The sequence below is a fragment of the Arthrobacter sp. CAL618 genome (assembly GCF_000468215.1).
GTDB lineage: Bacteria > Actinomycetota > Actinomycetes > Actinomycetales > Micrococcaceae > Arthrobacter_D.
The window spans coordinates 1-26510 of sequence record NZ_ASZW01000230.1 but is presented as its reverse complement, the minus strand read 5'-3'; the positions used below and the strand labels follow the sequence as shown (position 1 = coordinate 26510).

Here is a 26510-nt window from a genome sequence, read left to right as displayed (position 1 = left end):
CCGCACCAAGTATCAAGCCATAAATAAGTGCGGTAGGTAGTCCGTTGACAACCTGCAGGAAACCTAGCGCTGCAGCAAGAAGCGCCATCGAAGCAGCCAGTGCAAACCGTGGGTCAACGCGATGAGAAAGCGCCCCCGCCACCAAAGTCGCGAGGATGCCAGTGATGGTTTGGGGGATGAAGTTCGCAGCGGCTTCGGTGCTGGTTAGGCCCTGAGTGGTGAGGATAGAGATTTGGTGAAAAGCGAGACCGGTGGTGAGCACTCCGGTTGCAGCCAGCGCTGCAGCTATGGCCCAGAAAATGGGGGCCCGAACTGCCTGGCTGCTGGACCAGTCGGCGCCCGGAATTGTCTCAGGATGGGGCTGGGACTCCCCGGAAGCGAGCCTTGGGGGCGCCGTTTTCCGGTGTCTGGGAAGCAGGAGGACCATCGGCAGGATAATCACGAGCACGGCAACTGCCTGATAGCGCCATGCCATTTCCACCCCACCGGCGCTGATCAGCCGATTCACGAGAACTGGGGTCAAGGAGATACCGGCTGAACCGACTGCTGCGGTTATTCCGAGCGCGAGACCACGTCGGGTGGTTAGAGCCTTCACCACCGCAGTTGTGGCGGCCAGGGTTAGCGCCCCCTGCCCGGCCATGCGAAGGAATACGAACCCGACAGTCAGACCGGCAATGTTGGTAGCGAAACTCAGAGCCAGCAGCGTACCCGCGAATACCAGCGCCGCCACGGTAATCACTTTTCGTGCACCCCACCGGTCCAGCCCCCTCCCAATGAATGGGAGGGCTGCTGCACCGGCGAGCGTACCGATGAGGTAGCTAAACGAAAGGTCCGTCCTGGAGATTTCGAGCTGCTCGATCAACGGATCGGTGAATGGTGAGAGCCCCGCAGTCTGACCCGGCGCCGTAGCGGCGGTAATCAGTGCGGCGGCAAGTACCGTGCCGGACCATGATCCGGTGCCCCTTGGCTTTTTCACTGTTTCCTCATCTATTGCCAGCTACTCTCGGCCCTCCGCAGGACACCTTTGCTCCGTTAGTGGCTTCCTGCAAGTCGCCCTGCGAGGCGATCCCGGATGGCGGCGCTGGCAGTGTTAAGGCCCTGTATTTCGACCTCTTTGCCGTAATGGCGGTACTTTTCAATAATCGCGTCCAGTGCAGCGATCGTAGACGCGTCCCAAAGGTGCGACTGGTACATGTCAATGACGATCTTCTCTGGATCCTCGGCGTATTCAAACTGCATGTACAGATCGTTGGAAGAAGCGAAGAACAATTCCCCGCTGACAACATATTTGGCGAAGGTGACGCCGAAGTGTTCCTCGATCGTCCGCTCAACGCTGACAAAATGGGCAACCCTGCGTGCGAAAGCAACCATCGCTACGAGCACACCGATGATCACACCGATGGCCAGGTTGTGGGTGAAGACCGTGAAGACGACGGTCGCCACCATGACCGTGGTCTCGCTCTTTGGCATGTGACGGAGCGTGTCGATCTTGACGCTGTGCCAGTCGAACGTTGCAACGGAGACAAAGATCATTACCGCCACCAGGGCGGCCATCGGGATGAGCGCAACGATGTCGCCAAGCGAAACGGCGAGGATCAGAACGAATATTCCCGCAAGGAATGTCGAGATTCGGGTGCGTGCGCCCGAGGCTTTGATGTTGATCATCGTCTGCCCGACCATGGCGCAGCCACCCATGCCACCGAAGAAGCCGGTGATGATGTTTGCCGTGCCCTGGCCCCAGGACTCACGAACCTTATTGGACCGGGTATCAGTGATGTCATCAACTAACTTGGCGGTCATCAGAGATTCCATCAGACCAACTACAGCCATACCAAGAGCAAAGGGAGCGATGATCTGGAAGGTCTCGAAAGTCAGTGGAACATTCGGGAAAAAGAGGGAAGGCAGGCTCTCCGGCAGATCGCCCTTATCGCCGACAGTTGGCACGTTGAGAGCGAAGACGACGGCGACAACGGTAAGAATCACGATCGCGACAAGCGGGGCGGGAACGGCTCTGGTGAGCCGGGGAAGAAGGTAGATCACCAGTAGGCCCACGACCACCATCGGGTAAACCAGCCAAGGTACCCCAAGGAGCTCGGGAAGCTGAGAAGTGAAGATCAGGATACCCAGTGCATTGACGAACCCCACCATGACCGAGCGCGGAATAAACCGCATCAGCTTCGCGACGCCGACAAGTCCCAGAACCACCTGGAAAATACCTGCCAAAATTACTGCTGCAATAAAGTAGTCCAGCCCGTGACTCGCCACCAGCGGTGCAATCACTAGGGCGGTAGCAGCGGTAGCGGCGGAAATCATCGCTGGTCGTCCACCAAGGAAAGCGATGGAGACGGCCATGGTGAAGGAGGCGAAGAGGCCTATGCGGGGGTCCACTCCGGCGATGAGCGAGAACGCGATGGCCTCGGGGATCAGGGCGAGAGCGACTACCAAACCGGCGAGGACTTCGGTCCGCAGACGCCGGGGTGAGCGCAGGGTGCGCCAGACGGACTGGGTTTGTTCGGGTGTTAACTTCGTATCCAGATTGGTGGCATAGGCATTGGTCGCCATGCGGGCTCCATTTCGTGCTCGGGCGGACACAATCGTGCCTCCGGTTTGATAGGGAAAACGGGCGCTGCACTGCGCCAAAGAAGAAGGTGGGAGGTGCGGATTCGCCAGCTCCACTACTGACCTTACCCTAACGTAATGGTAGAGTTAAATCCATTACTTTACCTACGAAGGACGGTGCATGATGCAGATTGGCGAACTCGCCGAACGCGCGCAGCTGTCCCTGCGGACAATCCGGCACTACGACGAGATCGGCTTACTCCACCCATCAGCCCGAACTGACGGTGGTTTCCGAATCTATTCAGAAGACGACTTCAAGCGGCTGGTGCTAATAAGACAGGCACGCGCGTTGGGGTTTAGTCTCGACGAAGTCGCCGATCTGCTCGACGCCATCAGTCGGAGCAAGGGTACTGAAGGGCCAGCAGAAAAAACGCTGATCAGGTTCCTTGAAGAGGTGCGGGTTCGGCGCGAAGCCATGGCGGTGAATCTTGACCGCGCCGACGACTTCATCGCAACAATGACCGATCAAGCCAGGGACTCACGTTGACACTTCCCCCCATACCAGCTCTACCCCGCTTAGACCCGACGGATTTCGCACACTTCGACGTTGGCTGCTGGAGTAGTTACGCTCATGGTTCCCCTTCGCGCTGAACGAAAAAGATTCTCCGCAGCTCATTCATGGGCGAAATATCCACGCAGATAGCAATGAAAGAGGTTGGTTTTGGGCTCCGCCGCGGAACCACGGAAGAGCCAACAGGCGTTCCGTCCTGAAGTAGAGGGACTACGGGCGGTCGCTGTCCTTATGGTGGTCGTCTACCACATCTGGCTAGATCGAGTCTCGGGCGGCGTCGACGTCTTCCTCCTGATCTCCGCGTTCCTGCTGACACTGTCCTTTACCGGGCGCGTCGAGACCCAGCGACCACTCGACCTCTTGGGGCGCTGGGTACGGATGCTTGGAAGGCTTGTGCCGGCAGCGGTGATCGTACTGTTGGCCACCATCGCGGCCGCCCTGCTCGTCTTTCCTCAGGCCAGGTGGGGAGAAATCATCGACCATGGCTGGGCCTCCCTCCTGTACTTTCAGAACTGGTCAATGGCGCTCGGAGCTGTTGAGTACCAGGCAGCGAGCGCGGCTGTCAGCCCGATGCAGCACTTCTGGTCGTTATCGATTCAGGGGCAAGTGTTTATCCTGTGGCCATTGCTGCTCGCCGGCTGCGCAGCCGCCGCCAGAGCGCTACGGTCGCCTTTCCGGGTGGTAGCGGGCACAGTCTTCACCACGATATTCATCATGTCGCTGTCGTTTTCGGTGAGCGAGACGATCCAGAACCAGGCCTTCGCCTACTTCGATACGCGGGCACGTCTCTGGGAATTCGCACTCGGGTCCCTCCTAGCCCTCGCCCTACCCTGGTTGCGGCCACACAAGATTCCGCGCGTGTTGATGGGGTGGATTGGTCTTCTGGCAATAGCCCTCTGCGGCATCCTCATTCCCGTCGGAGACGCTTTTCCGGGCTACATAGCCCTGGTTCCGACCGTCGGTGCTCTATTTGTGATTACCGCCGGTCAGACAGGCAGCAGGTGGGGTATCGATCGGCTTCTCTCAGCGCCTCCGATTCTTCGCCTTGGAGGCATGTCCTACGCGCTCTATCTGTGGCACTGGCCCATCCTGATTACCTATCTGGTGGTCTCTGGGGCCGAGCGAGCTTCATTCAGCGTTGGCGCGGTGATTATTGGCGCATCGATCCTACTGGCGGCGGTAACGACCCGTCTGGTTGAACGACCCATACGGTCGTGGCGCTGGGTGCACCGACGTCGTCGTCGTAATGCAACATTGACCGTGGCGCTTGCGTTGGTCGTCGCAGTGCCACTGACCGGTTGGGAAACCCAGATTTCGTCCAACGAACACCAGTTGGAGTCCCAGCCGGACGCACTGAACCCAGGGGCGGCGGCTTTAGCCCCGGACTACCCAGCCGGCGGGGTTCCCGACGCCGACCCCATCCCTGCGGCTACAGACCTTGGGAACGAGTGGGGTAATGCTGGACCAGGCTGCACCCCGCCCTATCTGACCTCAGACCCGCTCCTCGAACGCTGCCACCAGATTGAGCCCGACGCGGAACCGGACAAGACCATCATCGTCATCGGCGACTCGCACGCACTCCAGCTGATGTCAGCCATTGGGCCCATCGCCCTTGAAAACAACTGGCGAGTGGTTGCTTTGCTGAAGGATGCCTGTCGCTACGGGGGCGAATCGGCTGAGCGCGACGACGAATGCAACGCATTCAACGCCGCTGCGCGAGAGTATGCGCAAGACCAGAATCCTGATGCCATCCTGACCTTGGGCACCATCACTTACACAGACGAGCCGCGCGAATCTCTGGTGCCGGACTACCAGGCTGGAATCCAGCCGTTCCTCGATGAGGGCGTAGAGGTGATCTCCATCCGAGACAATCCCCGGTTCCCATTCAATATGTTTGAGTGCGCGGAGCTGCAGGGCGTCGACGCTCCGCAATGCAATCCTGACCGGGCCGAGGTGCTACTGCCCGAGAACCCGGCGGACGCCATCGCCGAGACCGAACCGCTGTTCCACTCGGTGGACCTGACTGACCGGATCTGCACGGACACCACCTGCCCAGCGATGATCGGTAACGTCTTTGTGTACCGCGACTTCGACCACCTGAACCGAAGCTATGTAGAAACGTTGATTCCGGCCCTGGAACGACGGATCCTAGCCGAGACTGGTTGGAGTGGAGGCTAGCGCTGACCTAATGGTCAGTAGGTCTCGAGGGTCGCGATGAATTCATCTGCTCGCCGGAGATTCTCGGCCATCTTCTCTCGCTGGGCGGCTGCCGACGTCAAGTAGCCAGCCAGCCGTTCCCGCAGGCTACTCGTGTCGTCGTCATTGCTGGCAGCGGTCAGACCATCCACGATCGAGAGCAAGTCTCCCATTTCCTCAAGGGTGAATCCCAAGGGTTTCATTCGGCGCACTACCAAGAGGCGCTCAATATCACCGTCTGTGTAGACACGGAACCCACCCTCGGTGCGCGAGGATGCCGGGAGTAGTCCCACTTCGTCATAGTGCCTGATCGTGCGGAGCGAGAGACCGGTCCGCTCAGCTACTTCACCGATATGCATGGCGCGAGGCCGTGCCGGTTCCGAAGATTCACCCATTGTTCGATTCCCTGTGCCCCACCGGCGTTAACCTCTCGTGACGTTAAGTTAGAATTTAGATCGACCGATCTGCGTTGCGCGGATCGATGTGTACATTGCCGTTCAGCCTACCGGCCCAGACCGGACACCCCCGAACCGTGGGGATTCACCTAGCCTGCTCCGTTTACAAAGGACTATCCCTATGACCACGCCGACTTTGGCACCCACTCCTGTCGAACGCCAGTCGGTGATGCGCACACTCCGGCATCCGCGCCTCCTCAAAACCGAGGTGTTGGCGGGTTTGGTGGTTGCTCTCGCTCTCATTCCTGAAGCGATTGCATTCTCGATCATCGCAGGTGTGGACCCGAGGCTTGGTCTCTTTGCATCCTTTACGATGGCTGTTTCAATTGCGTTCCTCGGCGGACGCCCCGCGATGATTTCTGCGGCAACCGGTGCCATTGCGCTGGTCATTGCCCCTCTGGTTTCCAGCCACGGAGTTGACTACTTCATTGCGGCCGTCATCCTCGCTGGGATCTTTCAGGTAGTACTTGGCCTGATCGGCGTCGCGAGGCTGATGCGTTTCATCCCGCGCTCGGTGATGGTGGGCTTCGTAAACGCACTGGCCATCCTGATCTTCATGTCCCAGGTCCCGGAACTCATTGACGTCCCGTGGCTGGTCTATCCCATGGTCGCAGTCGGGCTGCTGATCGTCTTCGGCTTGCCGCGGCTCACTATGGTGGTGCCAGCCCCATTGGTCGCCATCGTGGTGCTCACCGTGTTCGCCGTTATTGCCAACATCGCCGTCCCCGACGTCGGGGACAAGGGCGAGTTGCCCGACAGCCTACCCACCCTGTTTTTCCCCAATGTTCCGCTGACCCTCGAGACGCTGCAGATCATTGCGCCGTTCGCCTTCGCCATGGCTTTGGTCGGATTGCTCGAATCACTCATGACAGCCAAGCTCGTCGATGACATCACCGATACGCGCTCCAACAAAACCCGCGAGAGCTGGGGGCAGGGCGCGGCGAACATCATTACCGGATTCTTCGGCGGGATGGGTGGCTGCGCGATGATCGGTCAGACCATGATCAATGTGAAAGCCTCCGGCGCGAGGACCCGGATCTCCACGTTCATGGCCGGTATCTTCCTGTTGATCCTGGTTGTAACTCTCGGCGAGATTGTGGCACTCATCCCCATGGCAGCCCTGGTCGCCGTGATGATTTTCGTCGCCATAGCCACCTTCGATTGGCACAGCATCAAGCCGACCACCCTGAGGCGGATGCCCAAGAGCGAGACGTTGGTAATGGTAAGCACCGTCGTCGTCGTTGTCTGGACTCACAACCTGGCCATCGGTGTGGGCGTCGGGGTATTGGTGGCGATGATCGCCTTCGCACGCCGCGTCGCGCACTTCGTCACCGTCGACCGGACGGTCATCGAACTCAACGGCGAGGAGACAGCTACCTACACCGTGGACGGTGAGCTGTTCTTCGCGTCCTCCAACGACCTCTACACGCAGTTCGAGTATGCGACCGACCCGGACCACGTGGTCATCGACATGCACGCCTCACACCTATGGGACGCGTCAACGATTGCCGCCCTGGATGCGATCACCGAGAAATACCACAACCATGGGAAAGACGTCCGGGTCATCGGCCTGAACGACGCCTCCGTGCTGATGCGCGAACGGCTCGCCGGCAAGCTCGGCGCGGGGCACTAGTTACACCGCCCATTAATCATTTCGAACCGAGCTGACATACAGGGTTCCGGCCGGTTTGCAGTCTCGCCGATGGACTTGCCGGGAATTCTCCCAGTTTCCTGCGGAGGCCGCCTCGGGCCGTTGACTAGGTAGAATCCGCTCAATGTTGCAACGGTCCTCACTCTTCTCCTTGCTGCTCGGGCCTGTCGCTGGCGGTTCTAGTGCTTCCCGGGGTATCGGTTGACCTGCCATAAACCTCTACGGCGAAGCGCTGTTCAGATATGCGTTGTTGTATGGCGGGCTGGGCTGCGGAGGGACACACTTAAGATGGCCGTAATGGTGCGGCCCTGCCGAAAGGGAATCCGATGAAACGCTTCGTCCTCATCGCCGCGGCAACCGCGGCGTTCGCCCTAATTCCGTCGACGGCGTCCTTCGCCGAGCCTGCGTCGGCGACGGGATGTCCGGCCAGCAACCAGGTCTTGGTCGTAGCGGACCTCCTCAAGAAGGGCTACCGACTCCCCGGGGTGATTGACTCCGAGGGCAATGCAAACGGCCTTGTCTGCGGCAAGCCACTCAACCCCGTGGTTCAGGAGATGCAATGCCCAGCGGCCGAGTGCCCTGTGCCCATCATCTATTCCTTCCGTGACGACAACCTGAACCGATAGCAGGCTGAAAAAAGCCAATAGTGCACAGCCGGCGAGCTTCGTTCTATCTGCTATGGCAGATGCGGCTTTGGGGCATACCTGGGGCGCGTGGAGCCTCCTGCCGGATTTCAGAACCACCAGTGGCCCTGTTTTCAAATGCACTAATGGCCCCATTTTGGGTTGGCGTTAACAACAGCCCTCTCGTTACTGTTTGGTGGCCTCGATAGGCGATGCGTCGACGTCGCCGTCAGCCTGTCGGGGTGCGCCGTGCGATACGAGAACCGGGCAGGCGGCCCGTTCAGCGACTGCGGAACTGACGGAGCCCAACAATAGGCCGGCGAATCCCCCATGACCCCGCGAGCCGACGACAACCATGGAGGCGTTTGCACTCTCCTTGATGAGGACCTGGCATGGGTTGCCACGGACGATCCGTCGTTCGATCACGGAGGGAGCTCCGGCGGGGAACGCTTCCTCGAGCGCCTGGTCCAGTCCCTTTTCCGTCGCTTCCTCGTAGTTCCAGTCCTGAGGGTGTATACACTCCCTGTGACGGATGATGCCAGGCAGCAACTACCCGAACCCCCGTTCGGGACGCGTAGAGACATTTCGAATCCGACCTAGCGCGGTTCCGGGATTCTGCATCGGGTAAGGACGTCGCGGGTATCGGGTAGGTGCTCTTGGCAACTACGGGGCAAATTCTATATAGTCTTGGTCACACCCGCTGGGGGCCCATTAGATCGGAGCATCATGAATTCCGTTGTCCTTGCGCTGACTGGCGTAGCCATGATGATTCTTGGGTATTTCTTGTACTCACGGTTCCTTGGCCGTCGTATCTACAAGTTGCAGGAGTCTTTCGTCACTCCCGCTCATGAACTGAGTGACGGGGTCGATTACGTTCCCACGAACAAATTCGTCCTCTGGGGCCACCACTTCACCTCGGTTGCTGGGGCGGCGCCCATCGTGGGCCCCGCCATTGCCGTCATCTGGGGTTGGCTGCCAGCCTTCCTATGGGTGACTATCGGCACAGTCTTCTTCGCCGGCGCCCATGACTTAGGTGCACTGTGGGCTTCCGCCCGGCACAAGGGCAAGTCCATCGGTTCGCTCTCCGGAGAATACATTGGTCCGCGCGGGCGCAATCTGTTCCTCGTGATCATCTTCCTTGTGCTGCTCATGGTCAATGCCGCATTCGCCGTGGTGATCTCCGGCCTGCTTACCAGTACTCCTACCGCTGTCATACCCACCTGGGGTGCTATCGTCGTCGCCCTCCTCATCGGTCAGGCCATCTACCGCTACAAGTGGAACCTCGCGGTGGTCTCCGTTGTGGGCGTCGTCGCCCTCTACGCCCTGATCCTGATCGGGGACCAGGTACCAGTGGTCCTGCCGGAGACAATCCTCGGGCTCTCGGCCACCTCCTTCTGGATCGTGGTTCTGTTCCTCTACGCCGGCGTCGCCTCGGTCCTGCCTGTATGGATGCTCCTGCAGCCTCGCGACTACATCAACGGCCTCCAGCTGTTCATCGCGCTCGGCATCCTCTACGGTGCGATCCTGATCTCGGCCCCGACCCTGGTGGCCCCTGCGTTCAATGAGGCCGTGCCGGAGGGCACACCGAGCCTCATCCCGTTGCTCTTCGTCACCATTGCATGCGGAGCGATCTCCGGATTCCACGGCATCGTCTCCTCGGGCACGTCCTCCAAACAGCTAAATAAGGAAACGGATGCCCGCTTCGTGGGCTACTTCGGGGCCGTTGGAGAGGGCCTGCTGGCACTGGGTGCCATCATCGCCACGACGGCGGGCTTCCGCACCGTCGCGGAATGGGAGCAGGTCTACAGTGCGTTCGGCCAGGGTGGGGTGGGCGCGTTCGTCGAGGGCGGCGGCGCCATCGTCAACAGCGGCCTGGGTATTCCTGCAGGACTGAGCGCCACCATCCTCGCGACCATGGCTGTCCTCTTCGCCGCGACGACCATGGACACCGGCATCCGTCTGCAACGTTTTGTGGTGCAGGAAGCCGCGAGCATTATGGGCGTCAATATCAACAAGTTGTTGGCAACGGTCATTGTGCTGGCCATTGCTATGGGCCTGACCTTCGGCGCTGGCGCAGACGGTGCGGGCGGCATGCTGATCTGGCCGCTGTTCGGCACCACCAACCAGTTGCTGGCAGGTTTGACGCTATCGATGATCGCCGTGATCCTCCTGCGCAAGGGCCGTCCCGTGACCCCTGTGCTCGTGCCGCTCCTGTTTTTGTTGACGATGTCCGTCTACGCGCTCATCGTTCAGATGGGACAGTTCTACGCCGCCGAAAACTGGCTGTTGCTCGTGCTTGACGTGATCATACTGGTTGCCGCGGTGTGGGTTATTTTCGAGTCAGCGATCGCTATGTCGCAGGCAAAGAAGAACCCGCCGGAGTTGGAAGACGATGAGCGCGAGCGCGCTAGCACCCGGACGCGCTCCTGACCGTGAAACCGCACATGCTCCTGCACCGGCTGCACACCGTGCAGGAGCATGTGCGGGCCGGGTTGCACGAGTTCTACGTGGCGCCCTACCGGCGAACATTCGCTCGCGCGCAGCGGGATGAGGAGGATCTTTTCATGATGCTGGTCCTCTCGGAGGCTTTGGGCGTGCCCAACCCGGCAAGTTACTACACGGTGGAGTTGCTGCCAGTGGTGTATGACCGGTTTCACGACTGGCACCGCCGGATGGGCATGGAGCGTTCGCCACTCGACCACATCTCATGCTGCTAGACCTGGCCGCTGCCCGTCGGGTGCTCTTTGTGGGCGGGAAGGGCGGCGTCGGCAAGACCGCAGTCGCCTCCGCTGTCGCGCTCGCTCAGGCCCGTGCGGGCCGGCGGGTGCTCGTCGTCTCCACGGACCCAGCCCACAACCTGGGGCACCTGTGGGGATGCGCCGTCGGGGACCGAATCACTTCGCTCGCGCGGGGGATAGACGTCGGCCCGGGGGCATCTGGCGCCCTCGATGGGATTGAAGTAGACCCAATCGCCACCACCGAGGCACACCTCGCAGCTGTGGGGACCTCCATCCGCAGGCTCATGCCCGAGCATCTCGCCGGTGAGGTCGACAAGCACATGCAACTCGCCCGGGACTCCCCGGGAGCGCACGAGTCAGCGGTCCTGGAACGCATCGCAGAGCTGGTTGACCTTGGACTGCGCGAGTATGACCTCGTGGTCTTTGACACCGCACCGTCAGGACATACTGCGCGCCTGATGGCGCTGCCCGAAATCATGTCTGCCTGGACCGAAGGGTTGCTGCGGCGTCGTGGGCGGTCAGAGCGGTTCGGGGCCGCGTTGCGCGGTTTGGAGGATCGTGATTCAGCTGAGTCCGTCGTGGGAACCGGGCGGTCACCAGAGCCGGCGGAGGAGCGCGATGTGCAAATTCGTCGGATTCTCCTGCGTCGGCGTGAGCGGTTCGAGTCGCTGCGCACGGTCCTGATGGATGAGCAGCGCTGCGCCTTTGTCATTGTCCTTGCCGCCGAGAGGCTTCCCGTGCTTGAGACCGTGGAGTTGCACCAGCAATTGGTCCGCGCAGGCGTCCATGTGGGCGCGCTGGTGGTCAACAAACGATCCCCCTCCGACGCCGGCGATTTCCTTGCGGATCGACGTGCACTGGAGGACGACCATCTGGTGACGCTGCGCGAGTCCCTGCCTGATATCCCGCTGCTGCAAGTGCCCCTACTGCCTGGAGACATCGTGGGAGAACAGGCGCTCGAACGGTTCGGTTCCGCGCTGGCCCGCGCGTCAGATCAGGACATCCACGAGAAATAAGGATGCTGGGCAGAGGAGTTCGGCTCCGCGCCGGTCGAGCTCCATCGTCCCTGCAATGTCATTGATCTCGGCTCGGGGACGGGCAGCCTATCCTATTAGGCTGTCTGAACATGGACACCATGTATCCCGCATTGATGTTCCCGGCAAGATGGACGCTAAAACGTCCGATAAACGTCGGTTCAACGATTTGCTGGTCATAGAAAACCCCTCCTGTCAGGCGTATTGCCTAGTCAGAAGGGGTTCGTGGAGCCTCCTGCCGGATTCGAACCGGCGACCCCCTGTTTACAAGACAGGTGCTCTGGCCAACTGAGCTAAGGAGGCGAACTGGCTATACCAGCGAGCGCCGTCGTCGTGATGAAACCGATCGAATGCGCAAAGACAAGATTAGCCCAGCCAGCGCGTCAGCGAAAACTAGCCCTTGGCGTCGATCTTTTCCTGGGTGAACACAGCGAAGTTGTCGATTGCCTCGGGCACCGCTTCACCGTCGACATAGATGGTAGGAGTTCCCGCGATACCATCCAGTTCGGCGGCCTCGGTCGTGAAGTTGACCCATGGCCTGAAAGCCCCCTCCGACAGACAGGTGGCGATGTCAGCGGCACCCACCGACGACGCCAGAGCTGTCAGCCCGTCGTCGTCCAGTTCACCGTTCTCATAGTTGGCGAACACCCCGGTCGAAAAATCGAAATACGCTTCAGGGGATTCTTCGGCCACGCACGCCAGCGCATTGGCGCCCCGTGAGGAATAGTCAGTCGATGAGTTGCGGTCCAGATACGCCACGTTGCGGTGCTCCATGCTGATCTCGCCAGCGTCAAGCCATGCCTTGATCTGATCGGCATGGGTACTCTCGAACTCGGCGCAGAACACACAGTTGACATCGACATACGAAACCACCTGCACGGGCTCACCGTCAGCTGACTCGGCGATACCAGGGGGCAACTCGCCTGCTGGACGCGGCTCCGACGGCAGCGTGGCCAGATCAACGGTCCCCGTTTCGAAGGATTCGACCTCCGTGCTTGAGGTCAACACGATCCCGCCAAACTCGTTGCCCCCGGCGGGGGCAGCACCAGCATCGGGAACCTGGCCGCGGATCGTGTTGGTCACGATCAACGCCACAGCCACCAGAATGGCTACCACAGCCGCCACCACACCCCAGCGAATAAGCAGTCCCCTGCGCTTCTCCTGACGCTCCTGCGCCTCGCGGAGCAGCCTCGCCTGCTCACGGGCCTGCGACGATCGCTGCGATTTAGTCGGTCTATGGCTCGAGCTGGGGGTCATCAGTCCTCGTCATGGTTGGGTACGCGTAGTCTCAAGTTTAGCGATCCATCCCCGCCGACGACTACGGACCGGGCGACGCCGCCTAAACGGTAAAGTGCTAAGTAGGCCTACTATGTTCAGGAGTCAGCGTGCCTTCAGCTCAACCCTCGCCAGATAAGACCACCGCCTACGGCGAATTCGAGTTCATCGTGGTGTCCAACCGGTTGCCTGTCGACCGTGTCTCCACCAACGACAGCAGCACCTGGCGCCGCTCCCCCGGCGGGCTTGTTACCGCCCTGGCACCCGTGATGTCCAAGGCCGACGGCGCCTGGGTGGGCTGGCACGGAGCACCCGACGAGACCCTTGACGCCTTCGACCACGACAACATGCGTCTGGTCCCTGTCCCGCTCACCGCGGACGAGGTGGAGTTCTACTACGAAGGTTTCTCCAACGCGACCCTGTGGCCGCTGTACCACGATGTCATTGCCCCGCCCGAGTTCCACCGGCATTGGTACGACTCCTACCGCCGGGTCAACGAACGCTTCGCCCAGGCCACAGCGGCTGTTGCCGCCGAAGGGGCCACCGTCTGGGTCCAGGACTACCAGCTGCAGCTGGTCCCCAAGCTGCTTCGCGCCGCGCGCCCGGACCTGAAGATCGGCTTCTTCAACCACATTCCGTTCCCACCCCTGGAGATCTTCGCCCAGCTGCCATGGCGACGCCAGGTGATTGAAGGATTGCTCGGCGCCGATCTGATCGGTTTTCAGCGTCCCAGCGATGCGAGCAACTTCCTGCGCTGCGTTCGCCGCTTCGTCGGCCACACGGTCAGGCAGCAGCAGGTTCAGGTGGAAATCGAAAAGGGCGGCCCCACCTACACCTCCCGGGCCGAGGCATTCCCCATCTCCATCGACGTCGACCAGATCATCACCCTGGCAAACCGCGAAGACATTATCGAACGGTCCAAGGAAATCCGCCGTGAACTTGGCAACCCGAAGCACATCCTGCTGGGTGTCGACCGCTTGGATTACACCAAGGGCATCGGCCACCGGCTCAAGGCCTATGAAGAGCTCCTGGCTGATGGCCACGTCAAGGTGGAGGACGCTGCACTCATTCAGGTAGCCAGCCCCAGCCGGGAACGAGTCGAGCAGTACCGGTTGCTGCGCGAGGAGATCGAGGGCGCCGTCGGCCGGATCAACGGCACCTACGACACGATCAAGAACACCGCCATCCGGTACCTGCACCACAGCTACCCGGTCGAAGAAATGGTCGCTCTGTATCTGGCCGCGGACGTCATGCTAATCACCGCGCTCCGGGACGGCATGAATCTGGTTGCCAAGGAGTACGTGGCCGCCCGGACCGGTAACAGTGGCGCCCTGGTCCTCAGTGAGTTCGCTGGCGCGGCGGATACCCTGCGTCAGGCGGTCCTGATCAACCCGCATGACATTGATGGCCTCAAGGCCGCAATCGTCACCGCGGTCAACATGAGCCCCGCCGAATCGACTCGTCGCATGCGCATCATGCGCCGTCAGGTGCTCCAGAACGACGTCGAACGCTGGTCCAAAGCCTTCCTCGCAGCGTTGCAGGAAGGGAACCACGAGAATTCCCAGGAGACACCCCATGCCTGAACAGCTCAGCGCCGAACTATTGACCGCGCTGGAAACCATCGCTGGAGCCGATCACCTGCTGATCGCCCTCGATTTCGACGGGACGATGTCGCCGCTGGTTCCCCACGCAGCAGACGCCAGGCCGCTGCCGGGGTCTGCCACGGCGCTCTCGGCTTTGGGTCAACTGCCTGAGACGACGACGGCCCTCGTGTCCGGTCGCGCCCTGGACAGCCTCCGTGCTGTCGCGACGCCGGACCCGGAGACTCTCCTCATCGGGAGCCACGGAGCCGAAACCTGGACCGGCCCCGACGGCGCACCCCTCACCCTCACCAAGCAGCAGTCTGACCTCCTGCGTCGCGCCACCGACGCCGTCCAGCGGGTGGTGGACGCACATGCAGGAACCGTGCTCGAAACCAAGCCGGCCGGCGTCGTACTCCACACCCGCACCGCCGACGACGACGTCGCCGCCGCCGCAACCCATGCCGCCCGCACGGCCCTAAATCAGCTCGAAGGTGCTCACATCACCGACGGCAAGCGGGTGCTGGAAACTTCGGTGATCAGCGCCGACAAGGGGCAGGGGGTCAGATCACTGAGAAAGTATACGGGCGCGACGGCTGTGTTTTTCGCGGGCGACGACGTCACCGACGAGCACGCCTTCGCTGCATTGGAGGCACAGGACCTCGGCATCAAAATCGGCGACGGACCAACTCAGGCGCACCACCGTATCGGATCACCTCAGGAGCTGGTCGCCGTCCTTGAGCACCTCCTGGTGCTCCGCGGCGCCGGTGCGCAAATCTGATTTATCTGCCATACTCAGATTGTGTGACGCATGCCACCTGCCAGCTCATAGCAGCGCGGCCGGTGGTTGCCGCACGGATAACTGAATATTCTCCATTCACAACGGATCGTCGGGCACGTACCTGCCCGTGAAAAGGAAAAACAAAATGGCAACGGTAACGTTTGACCAGGCAACACGCCTGTACCCCGGCACAGATAAGCCCGCGGTTGACAAGCTCGACATTCAGATCGCCGACGGCGAATTCCTCGTCCTCGTAGGCCCCTCCGGTTGCGGCAAGTCCACATCCCTGCGGATGCTCGCCGGACTCGAAGACGTCAACTCGGGCCGCATTCTCATTGGTGACCGCGACGTCACCGATGTCCCCCCGAAAGACCGCGACATCGCAATGGTCTTCCAGAACTACGCGCTGTACCCTCACATGTCGGTCGCTGACAACATGGGCTTCGCGCTGAAAATTGCCGGCGTCTCCAAGGAGGAGCGTGCTGAGCGGGTTCGCGACGCCGCCAAGCTGCTCGACCTCGAGCCGTACCTCGACCGCAAACCCAAGGCGCTTTCCGGTGGTCAGCGTCAGCGTGTCGCCATGGGCCGCGCCATTGTGCGTAACCCACAGGTGTTCCTGATGGATGAACCCCTCTCGAACCTCGACGCCAAGCTCCGGGTGCAGACCCGCACCCAGATCGCTTCGCTGACCCGCCGGCTGGGAGTTACCACCGTTTATGTGACCCACGACCAGGTCGAGGCAATGACCATGGGCGATCGCGTCGCGGTCCTCAAGGACGGCGTTCTCCAGCAGGTCGACACCCCCCGTAACCTGTACGAACGGCCAGTCAACGTCTTCGTCGCAGGCTTCATCGGCTCGCCCGCGATGAACCTTCTTGAACTGCCCGTCACCGACGGTGGCGTCAAGTTCGGCGGAATCACCTACCCTGTTGCTCATGAGGTGCTCGACGCAGCGCACGGCGGGACGGTCACGCTGGGCGTCAGGCCGGAAGACCTGCAGGTTGCCGAGGACAATCAGGGCCTCCAGGTCGAGGTCGACGTCGTCGAGGAGCTCGGCGCAGACGCTTATGTGTACGGCCACACCACTCTCAATGGGGAGGAACAGGTCATTGTGGCGCGAGTCGACGGCCGGCGCCCACCAATGAAGGGTGACACCATTTACGTCACCCCAGAAAAGGGCCACGTGCACCTCTTCGACATGAAGGACGGACTGCGCCTGGCGGACCACGTCTAGCCTGGCTCCGCTGTCCGAGCGGAACTGACCCGAGTACGGTGGTCTGTGGATTGACTTTCAATTCAGGGGCCACCGTACTTCGTTAACACGTACACAGTTACAACAAAGGGCAACACATGAACGATGCGCCAAACGCCGAGTGGCACGACGAGCCGACCGACTGGGACCAGCCGGGCAAACTGCCGCGTACCAAGGATGCCCCGGACCCCGGCACCCTTGGTTCCCTGAACATCACGGCCGCTGCCACCGATCCCGAACTGTTGGACTTGCCGTGGCACATTGCCCTTGAGGACTGGCCAGCCCAATATCTGGCAGCCCTGCCACGCGGTATTTCCCGACACATTGTGCGCTTCGCTCACTTGGGCGGATCGGTGATTGCAATCAAGGAAACCAGCGAGCACATCGCCCGGCACGAGTACCACATGCTGCGGAAACTGCGACGGCTGGATGTGCCGAGCGTTGAGCCGGTCGCCGTCATCACCGGGCGGAAGGCCCGGGACGGGACCGATCTGGATACCGTGCTGGTGACCCGGCATCTGAAGTTCTCGATGCCCTACCGAGCGTTGTTCTCCCAGACGCTTCGGCGGGACACGCTGACCCGGCTCATCGATGCGCAGGCGCTGCTCCTCGTCCGATTGCACCTGATCGGCTTCTACTGGGGCGATGTGTCCCTCTCCAATACCCTGTTCCGCCGTGATGCCGGCGCCTTCGCTGCCTACCTCGTCGACGCAGAAACCGGTGAACTCTACCCCGGGCTGTCATCCGGTCAGCGCGAATACGACCTCGAGATCGCTCGCGTAAACATTGCCGGGGAACTCATGGATCTCTCCGAGGGCGGGTTGATCGAAGAAAAGATCGATCCTCTCGCCACGAGTGAGCTCATCATGGACAGCTACCGCCGGCTCTGGGCCGAACTCACCGATCAGGAGTCTTTCGACCTTAACGACCGGTGGCGGGTTAACGCGCGGATTCGCCGGCTCAACGAGCTGGGCTTCGACGTCGAGGAATACGCCATCCAGACCGCAGCCAACAGCTCCCAGATCAAGCTGCAGCCCAAGGTGGTCGACGCAGGTCACCACAGCCGGCGGCTGCTGCGGCTCACGGGGCTGGACGCCCAGGAAAACCAGGCACGGCGGCTCCTCAACGACATGGATGCCTACCGGGCAGACAACAATCCAGACGTCGACGAGGAACTCAGCGCACATCTCTGGGTCACTCAGGTCTTCGAACCGATTGTCAGGGCTGTCCCTCGGGAGCTGGGCCGCAAGCTGGAGCCGGCCGAGGTGGTCCACGAGGTACTGGAGCACCGCTGGTACATGTCGGAGAAACAGGACCGCAATGTGCCGATGGCCGAAGCAGTCCAGTCCTATCTCGACTCGATCCTGGTCCACCGCCGCGATGAGGCCGCCATCATGTTGACGGCTGACACGAAGACCATGGACATCCTCGGCGGCGGGGCCCGGGATTCGCCCTAGCCGGCGATTACGGGCACCGAATGGTCTCGCCCTGGAAGGTCTGGGGGCCGGAGCCAGCCTGCTCGCAGAACTCAGCGACCTCGGAAATCAGTGGAATGAATGCGACGATCCCGATGATGACGACGACGGTCGCGATAACCGCCAGCGCCCCGATGATGATGCCTGCCAACGCGAAGCCATTGCCCATCCGTGCTTTGCGGGACTTCACCATGGCCACGATGCTGACGACCAGACCGACAACATTCAAGAGCGGAATCAACGACAAAATGAAGCCAACGATGCCAAGGGTTTTTCCTGGATTCTCGGTTGGCTGACCATAGGGACCGGCCCCATAGGGGCCCTGCCCGTAGCCACCGGGTTGTCCGTAGGGGGACTGCTGCCCGTAGGGTGGCTGCTGGCTTGCGCCTTGTTGACCATACGGAGGCTGTTCCTGCCCGTAAGGGGTAGGCTGGCTACCCGGTGCTGGCTGCTGCCATTGCTGGCCCGCGGGGTACTTCTTCGAGTCGTCGCCCTGGCCGCCCTGCTGGTCAGGCTGGTTTCCCGGGTAATTTTCCGACACGTTGAATCCCCATTCATGGTTATGACGCCGCCCGCTGGCAGCGAATACTGGACTCATTCTATCCACCATCGCTAGGCTCTCGCGGTAATTGCCTTTCCGGGATTGAGGATGCCACGAGGATCGAACACGTCCTTGATCTGCCGCTGCACCTCAAGCACTTGTTCGCCCTGCTCCCAGGGTAGCCACCTTAGTTTGTACTGGCCCACCCCGTGTTCGCCAGTGATGGTGCCGCCGACTGCGAGGGCCAGACGCACAGACTCATCGAGTGCAAGCTCAAGCCGGGCCACCCCCTGTTCACCCTCAGCAGTGGATACCCAAAACGTAGGGTGCAGGTTGCCGTCACCGGCATGGGCAACAACCTTCAGCAACACCGAGTGATCGGACGCCACCCTCTCGAGCTGGGCGATGTAGTGCACCAGTTGAGACCGCGGAACTGCAACGTCCTCACCAACCCGGAATTCGTCGTCGACCTCATCGCCCCGACTGTGCCGGCGCAGGTCGATGAGCCGGGCCGCCTCGCTGACGTCCTGCGCGTCAACCGTGCCCCCGAGCGATGTCAGAACGCGTCGGACCACGGCAGCCTCCGCATCGGCACCGAACCCATCTGTCTGGATCAGCAGCAGGGCTCCCCCTCTCCCCCGCAAATTGGAGCCATGCGCCCCGTCCAGCGCGGTCAGGGTCATCCCGTCCAGCAGCTCCATGATTGCCGGTTGAACCCGCGCCTGTCCCACTGCGAGGACACCCGCGGCAGCAGCCTGCACGTCGGGAAAGAACGCTGCCAGGGTCTGCACGCTATGGGGAAGGTATCTCAGCCGGACCGTGATGCCGACGACGATCCCCAGTGTCCCTTCCGATCCAACGAACAACGAGGTCAGGTCGTACCCGGCCACCCCTTTGAAGGTTTGTACACCGGTCCGGATCAGATTACCGTCAGCGAGAACGACGTCGAGGGCCAGGATCGAATCCCGGGTCACCCCGTACTTCGCGCACCGGAGCCCNGCCAGCATTGGTGGCTACGTTGCCACCAATGCTGGAGATTCGGTAACTGGCTGGGTCGGGTGCGTACATCAGCCCATGCGCCGCTGCGGCGGCGTTGAGGTCAGCGTTGATCACGCCCGGTTCGACCACCGCAATCTCATCCAGGGGCCTGATGTCCACGATCCGGTTCATCCGTTCAAGGTTCAGGACTATGCACCCGGCGGTGGCGTGCGCCCCACCGGACACACCGGTGCCAGCTCCTCTGACAACGACGGCGACGCGGTGGGTGTGTGCCCAGCGAACGACCTGCTGCACTTGATCAACGGTCTCCGCCCAGACAACGGCGTCGGGCAGGCGGAGTTCCAGGACCGGTCCCTGGTCCCGGGCATACGGCTCGACGTCGGCCGGCTCGGTCAGAATTGCCCCGGAGGGCAGGAGCGCGGCCAGTTCGGCCATCGTCGCGCGGGTCATGGGGTGCCTCCCATGAAGCGCTGAAACTTTGTGAGGGCTAGGGGCCAGAAGTTTTGGTAGAGCTCCCGCTCGCTCTTGGACCTGGCCTCGGTGTTCCAGCCGTCATGTACCAGGCGGAGCGTGGTCCCGTCGCCAGGACCGCGCAAAAACTCAATCGTCAGGTCTGTGGGGGTCCCACCGTCGGGGTGGTGCCGCCACACCATCTCCAAGCGCGTGCTCTGCTCGGTTCGGCTAACCTCAGCCCACACTGCTTCAACTTCGTCCACCGAGGTTTCCACCAGTGCATTGTCTTCAAGGTCGAAGAAACTACCGGCGCCCCAGACACTCAGGTCTTCTACCGGCCACCACAGGTGGATGTGCTCCGCGAACCCCGCGGCAGCATGTTCCGGCGGTACCGGCACCGTGACCTCAAACTCGATCGGTGAGATCCGCTCCGGCGTCGGCGGCGGGGGGCTAGCATCGGAAAATAGATCACTCATACCAGCGACTGTACCGGCTGTGGGCAGCCCCGCCGGCTGGGGTGTTTCGTGTGGTGTGTGTTTGGGGTGTGGTGGGTTAAGTGCGAAAGGCCCCACCGGTGGTGGGGCCTTTCGTCTAATGGTTGTCCGGCGGTGTCCTACTCTCCCACACTCTCTCGGGTGCAGTACCATCGGCGCTGTGGGTCTTAGCTTCCGGGTTCGGAATGGGACCGGGCGTTTCCCCCACGCTGTGACCGCCGTAACCCTTTTACCCGTTCCCCTGCACTGGCTGTGTGAGCCGTGTGGGGTGGGAAGTTTTTTTGGTTACAACTTGAACAGTATATACCTGTATTGTGTTGTGTTTTTTGGTTCCTGTTGTTGGTTGGGAACCGCATAGTGGACGAAAGCAGCATATCTTTACACCATCCTTGGTGTGAACGTCTTTTGATGCCGTTCACGGGTGGTGTGTGTGGTGTAAGTTATCGGCTTATTAGTACCGGTCAGCTTCACAAGTCGTTAGTCCTTGCTTCCACGTCCGGCCTATCAACCCAGTGGTCTGGCTGGGGGCCTCTCACACAAATGTGTATGGAAATCTCATCTCGAAGCAGGCTTCCCGCTTAGATGCTTTCAGCGGTTATCCCATCCGAACGTAGCTAATCAGCGGTGCACTTGGCAGTACAACTGACACACCAGAGGTTCGTCCGTCCCGGTCCTCTCGTACTAAGGACAGCCCTTCTCAAATTTCCTGCGCGCGCAGCGGATAGGGACCGAACTGTCTCACGACGTTCTAAACCCAGCTCGCGTACCGCTTTAATGGGCGAACAGCCCAACCCTTGGGACCTACTCCAGCCCCAGGATGCGACGAGCCGACATCGAGGTGCCAAACCATGCCGTCGATATGGACTCTTGGGCAAGATCAGCCTGTTATCCCCGAGGTACCTTTTATCCGTTGAGCGACGGCCATTCCACAATGTACCGCCGGATCACTAGTCCCGACTTTCGTCCCTGCTTGAGATGTCTCTCTCACAGTCAAGCTCCCTTGTGCACTTACACTCGACACCTGATTGCCAACCAGGCTGAGGGAACCTTTGGGCGCCTCCGTTACTTTTTAGGAGGCAACCGCCCCAGTTAAACTACCCATCAGGCACTGTCCCTGACCCGGATTACGGGCCGAAGTTAGATATCCAGTATGACCAGAGTGGTATTTCAACGATGACTCCCCCTGAACTAGCGTCCAGGGTTCACAGTCTCCCACCTATCCTACACAAGCCACACCGAACACCAATACCAAACTATAGTGAAGGTCTCGGGGTCTTTCCGTCCTGCTGCGCGTAACGAGCATCTTTACTCGTAGTGCAATTTCGCCGAGCTTATGGTTGAGACAGCGGGGAAGTCGTTACTCCATTCGTGCAGGTCGGAACTTACCCGACAAGGAATTTCGCTACCTTAGGATGGTTATAGTTACCACCGCCGTTTACTGGGGCTTAAATTCCCAGCTTCGCACCCCGAAGGGCACTAACCGGTCCTCTTAACCTTCCAGCACCGGGCAGGAGTCAGTCCGTATACATCGTCTTGCGACTTCGCACGGACCTGTGTTTTTAGTAAACAGTCGCTTCCCCCTGGTCTCTGCGGCCCCACAACGCTCACAACAGCAAGTGTTGGTCACGGGTGAGGCCCCCCTTCTCCCGAAGTTACGGGGGCATTTTGCCGAGTTCCTTAACCATAATTCTCTCGATCGCCTTAGTATTCTCTACCTGATCACCTGTGTCGGTTTGGGGTACGGGCGGCTAAAACCTCGCGCCGATGCTTTTCTAGGCAGCATAGGATCACCGGATCCCCGCATAACGGGGCCCATCGGGTCTCAGAGACGGTATCAAAACCAGGACCACGGATTTGCCTATGGTCCCTCCTACATCCTTAGACCGGGGCAACCATCGCCCGGCCCGGCTACCTTCCTGCGTCACACCTGTTAATACGCTTACCTCCCAGGATCAGGTCCCGCGCTCCACCAAAAACCACGTCACCCCGAAGGGTGGGCGGTCAGGTATTGGGCGGTTAGTATCCCCTGCTCAGTATGGGCGGTTTTTCGCCGGTACGGGAATATCAACCCGTTGTCCATCGACTACGCCTGTCGGCCTCGCCTTAGGTCCCGACTTACCCAGGGCAGATTAGCTTGACCCTGGAACCCTTGATCATTCGGCGGACGGGTTTCTCACCCGTCTTTCGCTACTCATGCCTGCATTCTCACTCGTGTAGGCTCCACCGCTGGTTTACACCGCGACTTCACCGCCCACACGACGCTCCCCTACCACTCCAGACGCCTGAACTCAGGAGAACAAGTCTCCGGCTTAGCTAATATCTGAAATCCACAACTTCGGCGGTGTACTTGAGCCCCGCTACATTGTCGGCGCGGAATCACTTGACCAGTGAGCTATTACGCACTCTTTCAAGGATGGCTGCTTCTAAGCCAACCTCCTGGTTGTCTTCGCAACTCCACATCCTTTCCCACTTAGCACACGCTTAGGGGCCTTAGTTGGTGGTCTGGGCTGTTTCCCTCTCGACTATGAAGCTTATCCCCCACAGTCTCACTGCTGCGCTCTCACTTACCGGCATTCGGAGTTTGGCTGACGTCAGTAACCTTGTAGGGCCCATTAGCCATCCAGTAGCTCTACCTCCGGTAAGAAACACGCAACGCTGCACCTAAATGCATTTCGGGGAGAACCAGCTATCACGAAGTTTGATTGGCCTTTCACCCCTACCCACAGCTCATCCCCTCCATTTTCAACTGAAGTGGGTTCGGTCCTCCACGACGTCTTACCGTCGCTTCAACCTGGCCATGGGTAGATCACTTCGCTTCGGGTCTAGATCACGCCACTCACTCGCCCTATTCAGACTCGCTTTCGCTACGGCTTCCCCACACGGGTTAACCTCGCGACGTAACACTAACTCGCAGGCTCATTCTTCAAAAGGCACGCCATCACACCACCACCCCCGAAAGGATGGCAACGCTCTGACGGATTGTAGGCACACGGTTTCAGGTACTGTTTCACTCCCCTCCCGGGGTACTTTTCACCTTTCCCTCACGGTACTTGTCCGCTATCGGTCATCAAGGAGTATTTAGGCTTACCAGGTGGTCCTGGCAGATTCGCACGGGATTTCTCGGGCCCCGTACTACTTGGGATACTCTCCAAACGGCAGCACGCATTACGGTTACGGGACTTACACCCTCTCCGGCCGGCCTTTCAAGACCGTTCACCTATACGCCTGCACTCATTTCACTGATCCGGCAGAATCAGAACGGAAAGTCCCGCAACCCCAGTGATGCAACGCCCGCCGGCTATCACACACCACTGGTTTAGCCTCATCCGCGTTCGCTCGCCACTACTAACGGAATCACTATTGTTTTCTCTTCCTGTGGGTACTGAGATGTTTCACTTCCCCACGTTCCCTCCACGCACCCTATGTGTTCAGATGCGGGTCACCCGGTCCATCGCTGGCCAGGCGGGGTTTCCCCATTCGGAAATCCTGGGCTCACAGTCCGGTTATCGACTCCCCCAGGCTTATCGCAGATTCCCACGTCCTTCTTCGGCTCTTGATGCCAAGGCATCCACCGTGTGCCCTTAAAAACTTGACCACAAAAGATCAAAAAACATATCGAGAAAACCATGGCATCAAACTAAAAGTCTGAAACCAAGATTTTTTGAAATTGCTTCTTATTTTTAAGATGCTCTCGTCCACTATGCAGTTCTCAACCAACAACCCCACACCACCAACCAAAACCCCCAAACACGAGGATCCCGCTGCCATGGCAGGGAAAAACCAGAAACCCCAGCACCCCAACCCCCACAAACAACACCCCACCAACCCGACACGCCACAACGACGCACCAAACCAGCAGAACACTTGTCCACGACAATCAGAGCCCTGTTATTTCAGGACCCAACAGTGTGCCATACGATAACCCAATCACCACCAACCAGAACCATTTCCACACCACCAAAAGGCGATCGTACTCTGCAACCAGCCAGCGCCACCAGGCACCTATCCATTGATATTCCACCCTTGAGCAGCCCACCGCGGAACAAACGCCCGCGCAATAGGCCATACTCCTACGAACCCCACACCAACCACACAGGATCGGCGCGTCATTCGAGGTGCTCCTTAGAAAGGAGGTGATCCAGCCGCACCTTCCGGTACGGCTACCTTGTTACGACTTAGTCCCAATCGCCGGTCCCACCTTCGACAGCTCCCTCCCCACAAGGGGGTTAGGCCACCGGCTTCGGGTGTTACCAACTTTCGTGACTTGACGGGCGGTGTGTACAAGGCCCGGGAACGTATTCACCGCAGCGTTGCTGATCTGCGATTACTAGCGACTCCGACTTCATGAGGTCGAGTTGCAGACCTCAATCCGAACTGAGACCGGCTTTTTGGGATTAGCTCCACCTCACAGTATCGCAACCCTTTGTACCGGCCATTGTAGCATGCGTGAAGCCCAAGACATAAGGGGCATGATGATTTGACGTCGTCCCCACCTTCCTCCGAGTTGACCCCGGCAGTCTCCTATGAGTCCCCGCCATAACGCGCTGGCAACATAGAACGAGGGTTGCGCTCGTTGCGGGACTTAACCCAACATCTCACGACACGAGCTGACGACAACCATGCACCACCTGTAAACCGGCCGCAAGCGGCCAACACATCTCTGCGCTGTTCCAGTTCATGTCAAGCCTTGGTAAGGTTCTTCGCGTTGCATCGAATTAATCCGCATGCTCCGCCGCTTGTGCGGGCCCCCGTCAATTCCTTTGAGTTTTAGCCTTGCGGCCGTACTCCCCAGGCGGGGCACTTAATGCGTTAGCTACGGCGCGGAAAACGTGGAATGTCCCCCACACCTAGTGCCCAACGTTTACGGCATGGACTACCAGGGTATCTAATCCTGTTCGCTCCCCATGCTTTCGCTCCTCAGCGTCAGTTAATGCCCAGAGACCTGCCTTCGCCATCGGTGTTCCTCCTGATATCTGCGCATTTCACCGCTACACCAGGAATTCCAGTCTCCCCTACATCACTCTAGTCTGCCCGTACCCACCGCAGATCCGGAGTTAAGCCCCGGACTTTCACGGCAGACGCGACAAACCGCCTACGAGCTCTTTACGCCCAATAATTCCGGATAACGCTTGCGCCCTACGTATTACCGCGGCTGCTGGCACGTAGTTAGCCGGCGCTTCTTCTGCAGGTACCGTCACTTTCGCTTCTTCCCTACTGAAAGAGGTTTACAACCCGAAGGCCTTCATCCCCCACGCGGCGTCGCTGCATCAGGCTTGCGCCCATTGTGCAATATTCCCCACTGCTGCCTCCCGTAGGAGTCTGGGCCGTGTCTCAGTCCCAGTGTGGCCGTCCACCCTCTCAGGCCGGCTACCCGTCGTCGCCTTGGTAGGCCATTACCCCACCAACAAGCTGATAGGCCGCGAGTCCATCCAAAACCGCAATAAAGCTTTCCACCAACATGGCATGCGCCAGAAGGTCATATCCAGTATTAGACCCGGTTTCCCAGGCTTATCCCAGAGTCAAGGGCAGGTTACTCACGTGTTACTCACCCGTTCGCCACTAATCCCCCAGCAAGCTGGGATCATCGTTCGACTTGCATGTGTTAAGCACGCCGCCAGCGTTCATCCTGAGCCAGGATCAAACTCTCCGTAAATGCATTACAGACACGCACCCACCACCAGGAAAAACCAGTAAACAGGCACGCGCAAAATTCGAAACCAGCCAAAAACAACCACACAACACCACGGGGTGGCATCATGCAGCCAAATTCAACCAATCAATAAAACAATCGGTATCAACAAACATGGCACACTATTGAGTTCTCAAACAACAG

The 26510-nt window shown here is 60.0% G+C and carries 18 protein-coding genes, 1 tRNA gene, 3 rRNA genes and 1 pseudogene (1 of these 23 running past the window's edge); 11 read left to right on the top strand and 12 right to left on the bottom strand.

Annotated features, from left to right (window positions below; all coding sequences use genetic code 11):
* Together K728_RS19495 and K728_RS0113760 are read right to left on the bottom strand one after the other, a co-directional pair.
* Positions 1–976, bottom strand: partial view of an MFS transporter gene (locus tag K728_RS19495; RefSeq protein ID WP_237742150.1) — the 5' portion only. The gene continues 152 nt to the left of window position 1, outside the view; 976 of the gene's 1128 nt are visible here — the first part of the coding sequence; its start codon is at positions 974–976; the stop codon falls past the left edge of the window.
* Positions 977–1032: 56 nt separating this feature from the next.
* Positions 1033–2562 (bottom strand): SulP family inorganic anion transporter, encoded by a 1530-nt coding sequence (locus tag K728_RS0113760; RefSeq protein WP_019483346.1) that lies wholly within the window; start codon positions 2560–2562, stop codon positions 1033–1035.
* A 178-nt stretch (positions 2563–2740) separates the two neighbouring features.
* Between K728_RS0113760 and K728_RS0113755 the strand changes: the two genes are divergently transcribed.
* Together K728_RS0113755 and K728_RS0113750 are read left to right on the top strand one after the other, a co-directional pair.
* A complete protein-coding gene (locus K728_RS0113755) occupies positions 2741–3106 on the top strand; it encodes a MerR family transcriptional regulator (protein ID WP_024477065.1) in 366 nt (121 codons plus the stop codon).
* A gap of 174 nt (positions 3107–3280) precedes the next feature.
* Complete coding sequence (locus tag K728_RS0113750; RefSeq protein WP_084442898.1) at positions 3281–5308, top strand: acyltransferase family protein; 2028 nt, start codon at positions 3281–3283, stop codon at positions 5306–5308.
* 14 nt (positions 5309–5322) lie between these two features.
* Here the strand turns inward: K728_RS0113750 and K728_RS0113745 are convergent, their stop codons facing one another.
* Complete coding sequence (locus K728_RS0113745) at positions 5323–5721, bottom strand: MerR family transcriptional regulator (protein WP_019483343.1); 399 nt, start codon at positions 5719–5721, stop codon at positions 5323–5325.
* 181 nt (positions 5722–5902) lie between these two features.
* Between K728_RS0113745 and K728_RS0113740 the strand changes: the two genes are divergently transcribed.
* Positions 5903–7414, top strand: a complete 1512-nt coding sequence (locus K728_RS0113740) for a SulP family inorganic anion transporter (protein WP_019483342.1) — start codon at positions 5903–5905, stop codon at positions 7412–7414.
* A gap of 344 nt (positions 7415–7758) precedes the next feature.
* Entirely contained in the window at positions 7759–8058 is a 300-nt protein-coding gene (locus tag K728_RS0113735; protein ID WP_024477063.1) for a hypothetical protein, read from the top strand.
* A 183-nt stretch (positions 8059–8241) separates the two neighbouring features.
* Here K728_RS0113735 and K728_RS19490 read toward each other — a convergent pair whose 3' ends face one another.
* Positions 8242–8604, bottom strand: a complete 363-nt coding sequence (locus tag K728_RS19490; protein ID WP_051317698.1) for a universal stress protein — start codon at positions 8602–8604, stop codon at positions 8242–8244.
* 177 nt (positions 8605–8781) lie between these two features.
* Between K728_RS19490 and K728_RS0113725 the strand changes: the two genes are divergently transcribed.
* The 3 genes from K728_RS0113725 to K728_RS0113715 are packed head-to-tail and all read left to right on the top strand — an operon-like array spanning position 8782 to position 11809.
* Complete coding sequence (locus tag K728_RS0113725; RefSeq protein ID WP_024477062.1) at positions 8782–10485, top strand: carbon starvation CstA family protein; 1704 nt, start codon at positions 8782–8784, stop codon at positions 10483–10485.
* A gap of 14 nt (positions 10486–10499) precedes the next feature.
* Positions 10500–10772 carry a cory-CC-star protein gene (locus K728_RS0113720; RefSeq protein WP_019483339.1) on the top strand — a complete coding sequence of 91 codons (273 nt, stop codon included), beginning with the start codon at positions 10500–10502 and terminating at the stop codon, positions 10770–10772.
* Positions 10763–11809, top strand: a complete 1047-nt coding sequence (locus K728_RS0113715) for an ArsA family ATPase (RefSeq protein ID WP_019483338.1) — start codon at positions 10763–10765, stop codon at positions 11807–11809. Before K728_RS0113720 ends, K728_RS0113715 begins: the two co-directional genes overlap by 10 nt.
* Before the next feature lie 244 nt (positions 11810–12053).
* Here K728_RS0113715 and K728_RS0113710 read toward each other — a convergent pair.
* Positions 12054–12130, bottom strand: a tRNA-Thr gene (locus K728_RS0113710).
* 90 nt (positions 12131–12220) lie between these two features.
* A complete protein-coding gene (locus tag K728_RS0113705; RefSeq protein WP_024477060.1) occupies positions 12221–13084 on the bottom strand; it encodes a DsbA family protein in 864 nt (287 codons plus the stop codon).
* 128 nt (positions 13085–13212) lie between these two features.
* On the opposite strand from K728_RS0113705, the gene K728_RS0113700 reads away from it, so the two are divergent.
* From K728_RS0113700 to K728_RS0113685, 4 genes are all read left to right on the top strand, one after another.
* On the top strand, positions 13213–14685 hold the full coding sequence (locus K728_RS0113700) for an alpha,alpha-trehalose-phosphate synthase (UDP-forming) (RefSeq protein ID WP_019483336.1): 1473 nt from the start codon (positions 13213–13215) through the stop codon (positions 14683–14685).
* A complete protein-coding gene (gene otsB, locus K728_RS0113695; RefSeq protein WP_024477059.1) occupies positions 14678–15463 on the top strand; it encodes a trehalose-phosphatase in 786 nt (261 codons plus the stop codon). Before K728_RS0113700 ends, otsB begins: the two co-directional genes overlap by 8 nt.
* 145 nt (positions 15464–15608) lie before the next feature.
* Positions 15609–16697: an ABC transporter ATP-binding protein gene (locus K728_RS0113690; RefSeq protein ID WP_019483334.1), complete on the top strand. Its 1089-nt coding sequence runs from the start codon at positions 15609–15611 to the stop codon at positions 16695–16697.
* Positions 16698–16813: 116 nt separating this feature from the next.
* Positions 16814–18172 (top strand): DUF4032 domain-containing protein, encoded by a 1359-nt coding sequence (locus K728_RS0113685; RefSeq protein ID WP_019483333.1) that lies wholly within the window; start codon positions 16814–16816, stop codon positions 18170–18172.
* Between the two features lie 7 nt (positions 18173–18179).
* Here K728_RS0113685 and K728_RS21430 read toward each other — a convergent pair whose 3' ends face one another.
* The 6 genes and pseudogenes from K728_RS21430 to K728_RS0113655 all read right to left on the bottom strand — a co-directional run bounded on the left by K728_RS21430 (position 18180) and on the right by K728_RS0113655 (position 26330).
* On the bottom strand, positions 18180–18788 hold the full coding sequence (locus K728_RS21430; RefSeq protein ID WP_193353940.1) for a DUF4190 domain-containing protein: 609 nt from the start codon (positions 18786–18788) through the stop codon (positions 18180–18182).
* A gap of 14 nt (positions 18789–18802) precedes the next feature.
* A pseudogene (locus tag K728_RS19475) lies at positions 18803–20180 on the bottom strand (FAD-binding oxidoreductase).
* Complete coding sequence (locus tag K728_RS0113670) at positions 20177–20659, bottom strand: SRPBCC domain-containing protein (RefSeq protein ID WP_024477057.1); 483 nt, start codon at positions 20657–20659, stop codon at positions 20177–20179. Before K728_RS0113670 ends, K728_RS19475 begins: the two are co-directional and overlap by 4 nt.
* A 124-nt stretch (positions 20660–20783) precedes the next feature.
* Positions 20784–20900 (bottom strand): 5S ribosomal RNA (gene rrf / locus K728_RS0113665).
* Positions 20901–21107: 207 nt separating this feature from the next.
* Positions 21108–24272, bottom strand: a 23S ribosomal RNA gene (locus tag K728_RS0113660).
* Positions 24273–24803: 531 nt separating this feature from the next.
* Positions 24804–26330: ribosomal RNA gene (locus tag K728_RS0113655) — 16S ribosomal RNA — on the bottom strand.
* Together the 16S, 23S and 5S rRNA genes form the textbook arrangement of a ribosomal RNA operon.
* Between the last annotated feature and the right edge of the window lie 180 nt (positions 26331–26510).

Excerpts from the sequence above, each read along its gene's own strand:
- K728_RS0113760 (WP_019483346.1), bottom strand. The coding sequence starts at position 2,562 with ATGGCGACCAATGCCTATGCCACCAATCTGGATACGAAGTTAACACCC.
- K728_RS0113755 (WP_024477065.1), top strand. The coding sequence starts at position 2,741 with ATGATGCAGATTGGCGAACTCGCCGAACGCGCGCAGCTGTCCCTGCGG.
- K728_RS0113745 (WP_019483343.1), bottom strand. The coding sequence starts at position 5,721 with ATGGGTGAATCTTCGGAACCGGCACGGCCTCGCGCCATGCATATCGGT.
- K728_RS0113740 (WP_019483342.1), top strand. The coding sequence starts at position 5,903 with ATGACCACGCCGACTTTGGCACCCACTCCTGTCGAACGCCAGTCGGTG.
- K728_RS0113735 (WP_024477063.1), top strand. The coding sequence starts at position 7,759 with ATGAAACGCTTCGTCCTCATCGCCGCGGCAACCGCGGCGTTCGCCCTA.
- K728_RS0113725 (WP_024477062.1), top strand. The coding sequence starts at position 8,782 with ATGAATTCCGTTGTCCTTGCGCTGACTGGCGTAGCCATGATGATTCTT.
- K728_RS0113720 (WP_019483339.1), top strand. The coding sequence starts at position 10,500 with ATGCTCCTGCACCGGCTGCACACCGTGCAGGAGCATGTGCGGGCCGGG.
- K728_RS0113715 (WP_019483338.1), top strand. The coding sequence starts at position 10,763 with ATGCTGCTAGACCTGGCCGCTGCCCGTCGGGTGCTCTTTGTGGGCGGG.
- K728_RS0113705 (WP_024477060.1), bottom strand. The coding sequence starts at position 13,084 with ATGACCCCCAGCTCGAGCCATAGACCGACTAAATCGCAGCGATCGTCG.
- otsB (WP_024477059.1), top strand. The coding sequence starts at position 14,678 with ATGCCTGAACAGCTCAGCGCCGAACTATTGACCGCGCTGGAAACCATC.
- K728_RS0113690 (WP_019483334.1), top strand. The coding sequence starts at position 15,609 with ATGGCAACGGTAACGTTTGACCAGGCAACACGCCTGTACCCCGGCACA.
- K728_RS0113685 (WP_019483333.1), top strand. The coding sequence starts at position 16,814 with ATGAACGATGCGCCAAACGCCGAGTGGCACGACGAGCCGACCGACTGG.
- K728_RS21430 (WP_193353940.1), bottom strand. The coding sequence starts at position 18,788 with ATGAGTCCAGTATTCGCTGCCAGCGGGCGGCGTCATAACCATGAATGG.
- K728_RS0113670 (WP_024477057.1), bottom strand. The coding sequence starts at position 20,659 with ATGAGTGATCTATTTTCCGATGCTAGCCCCCCGCCGCCGACGCCGGAG.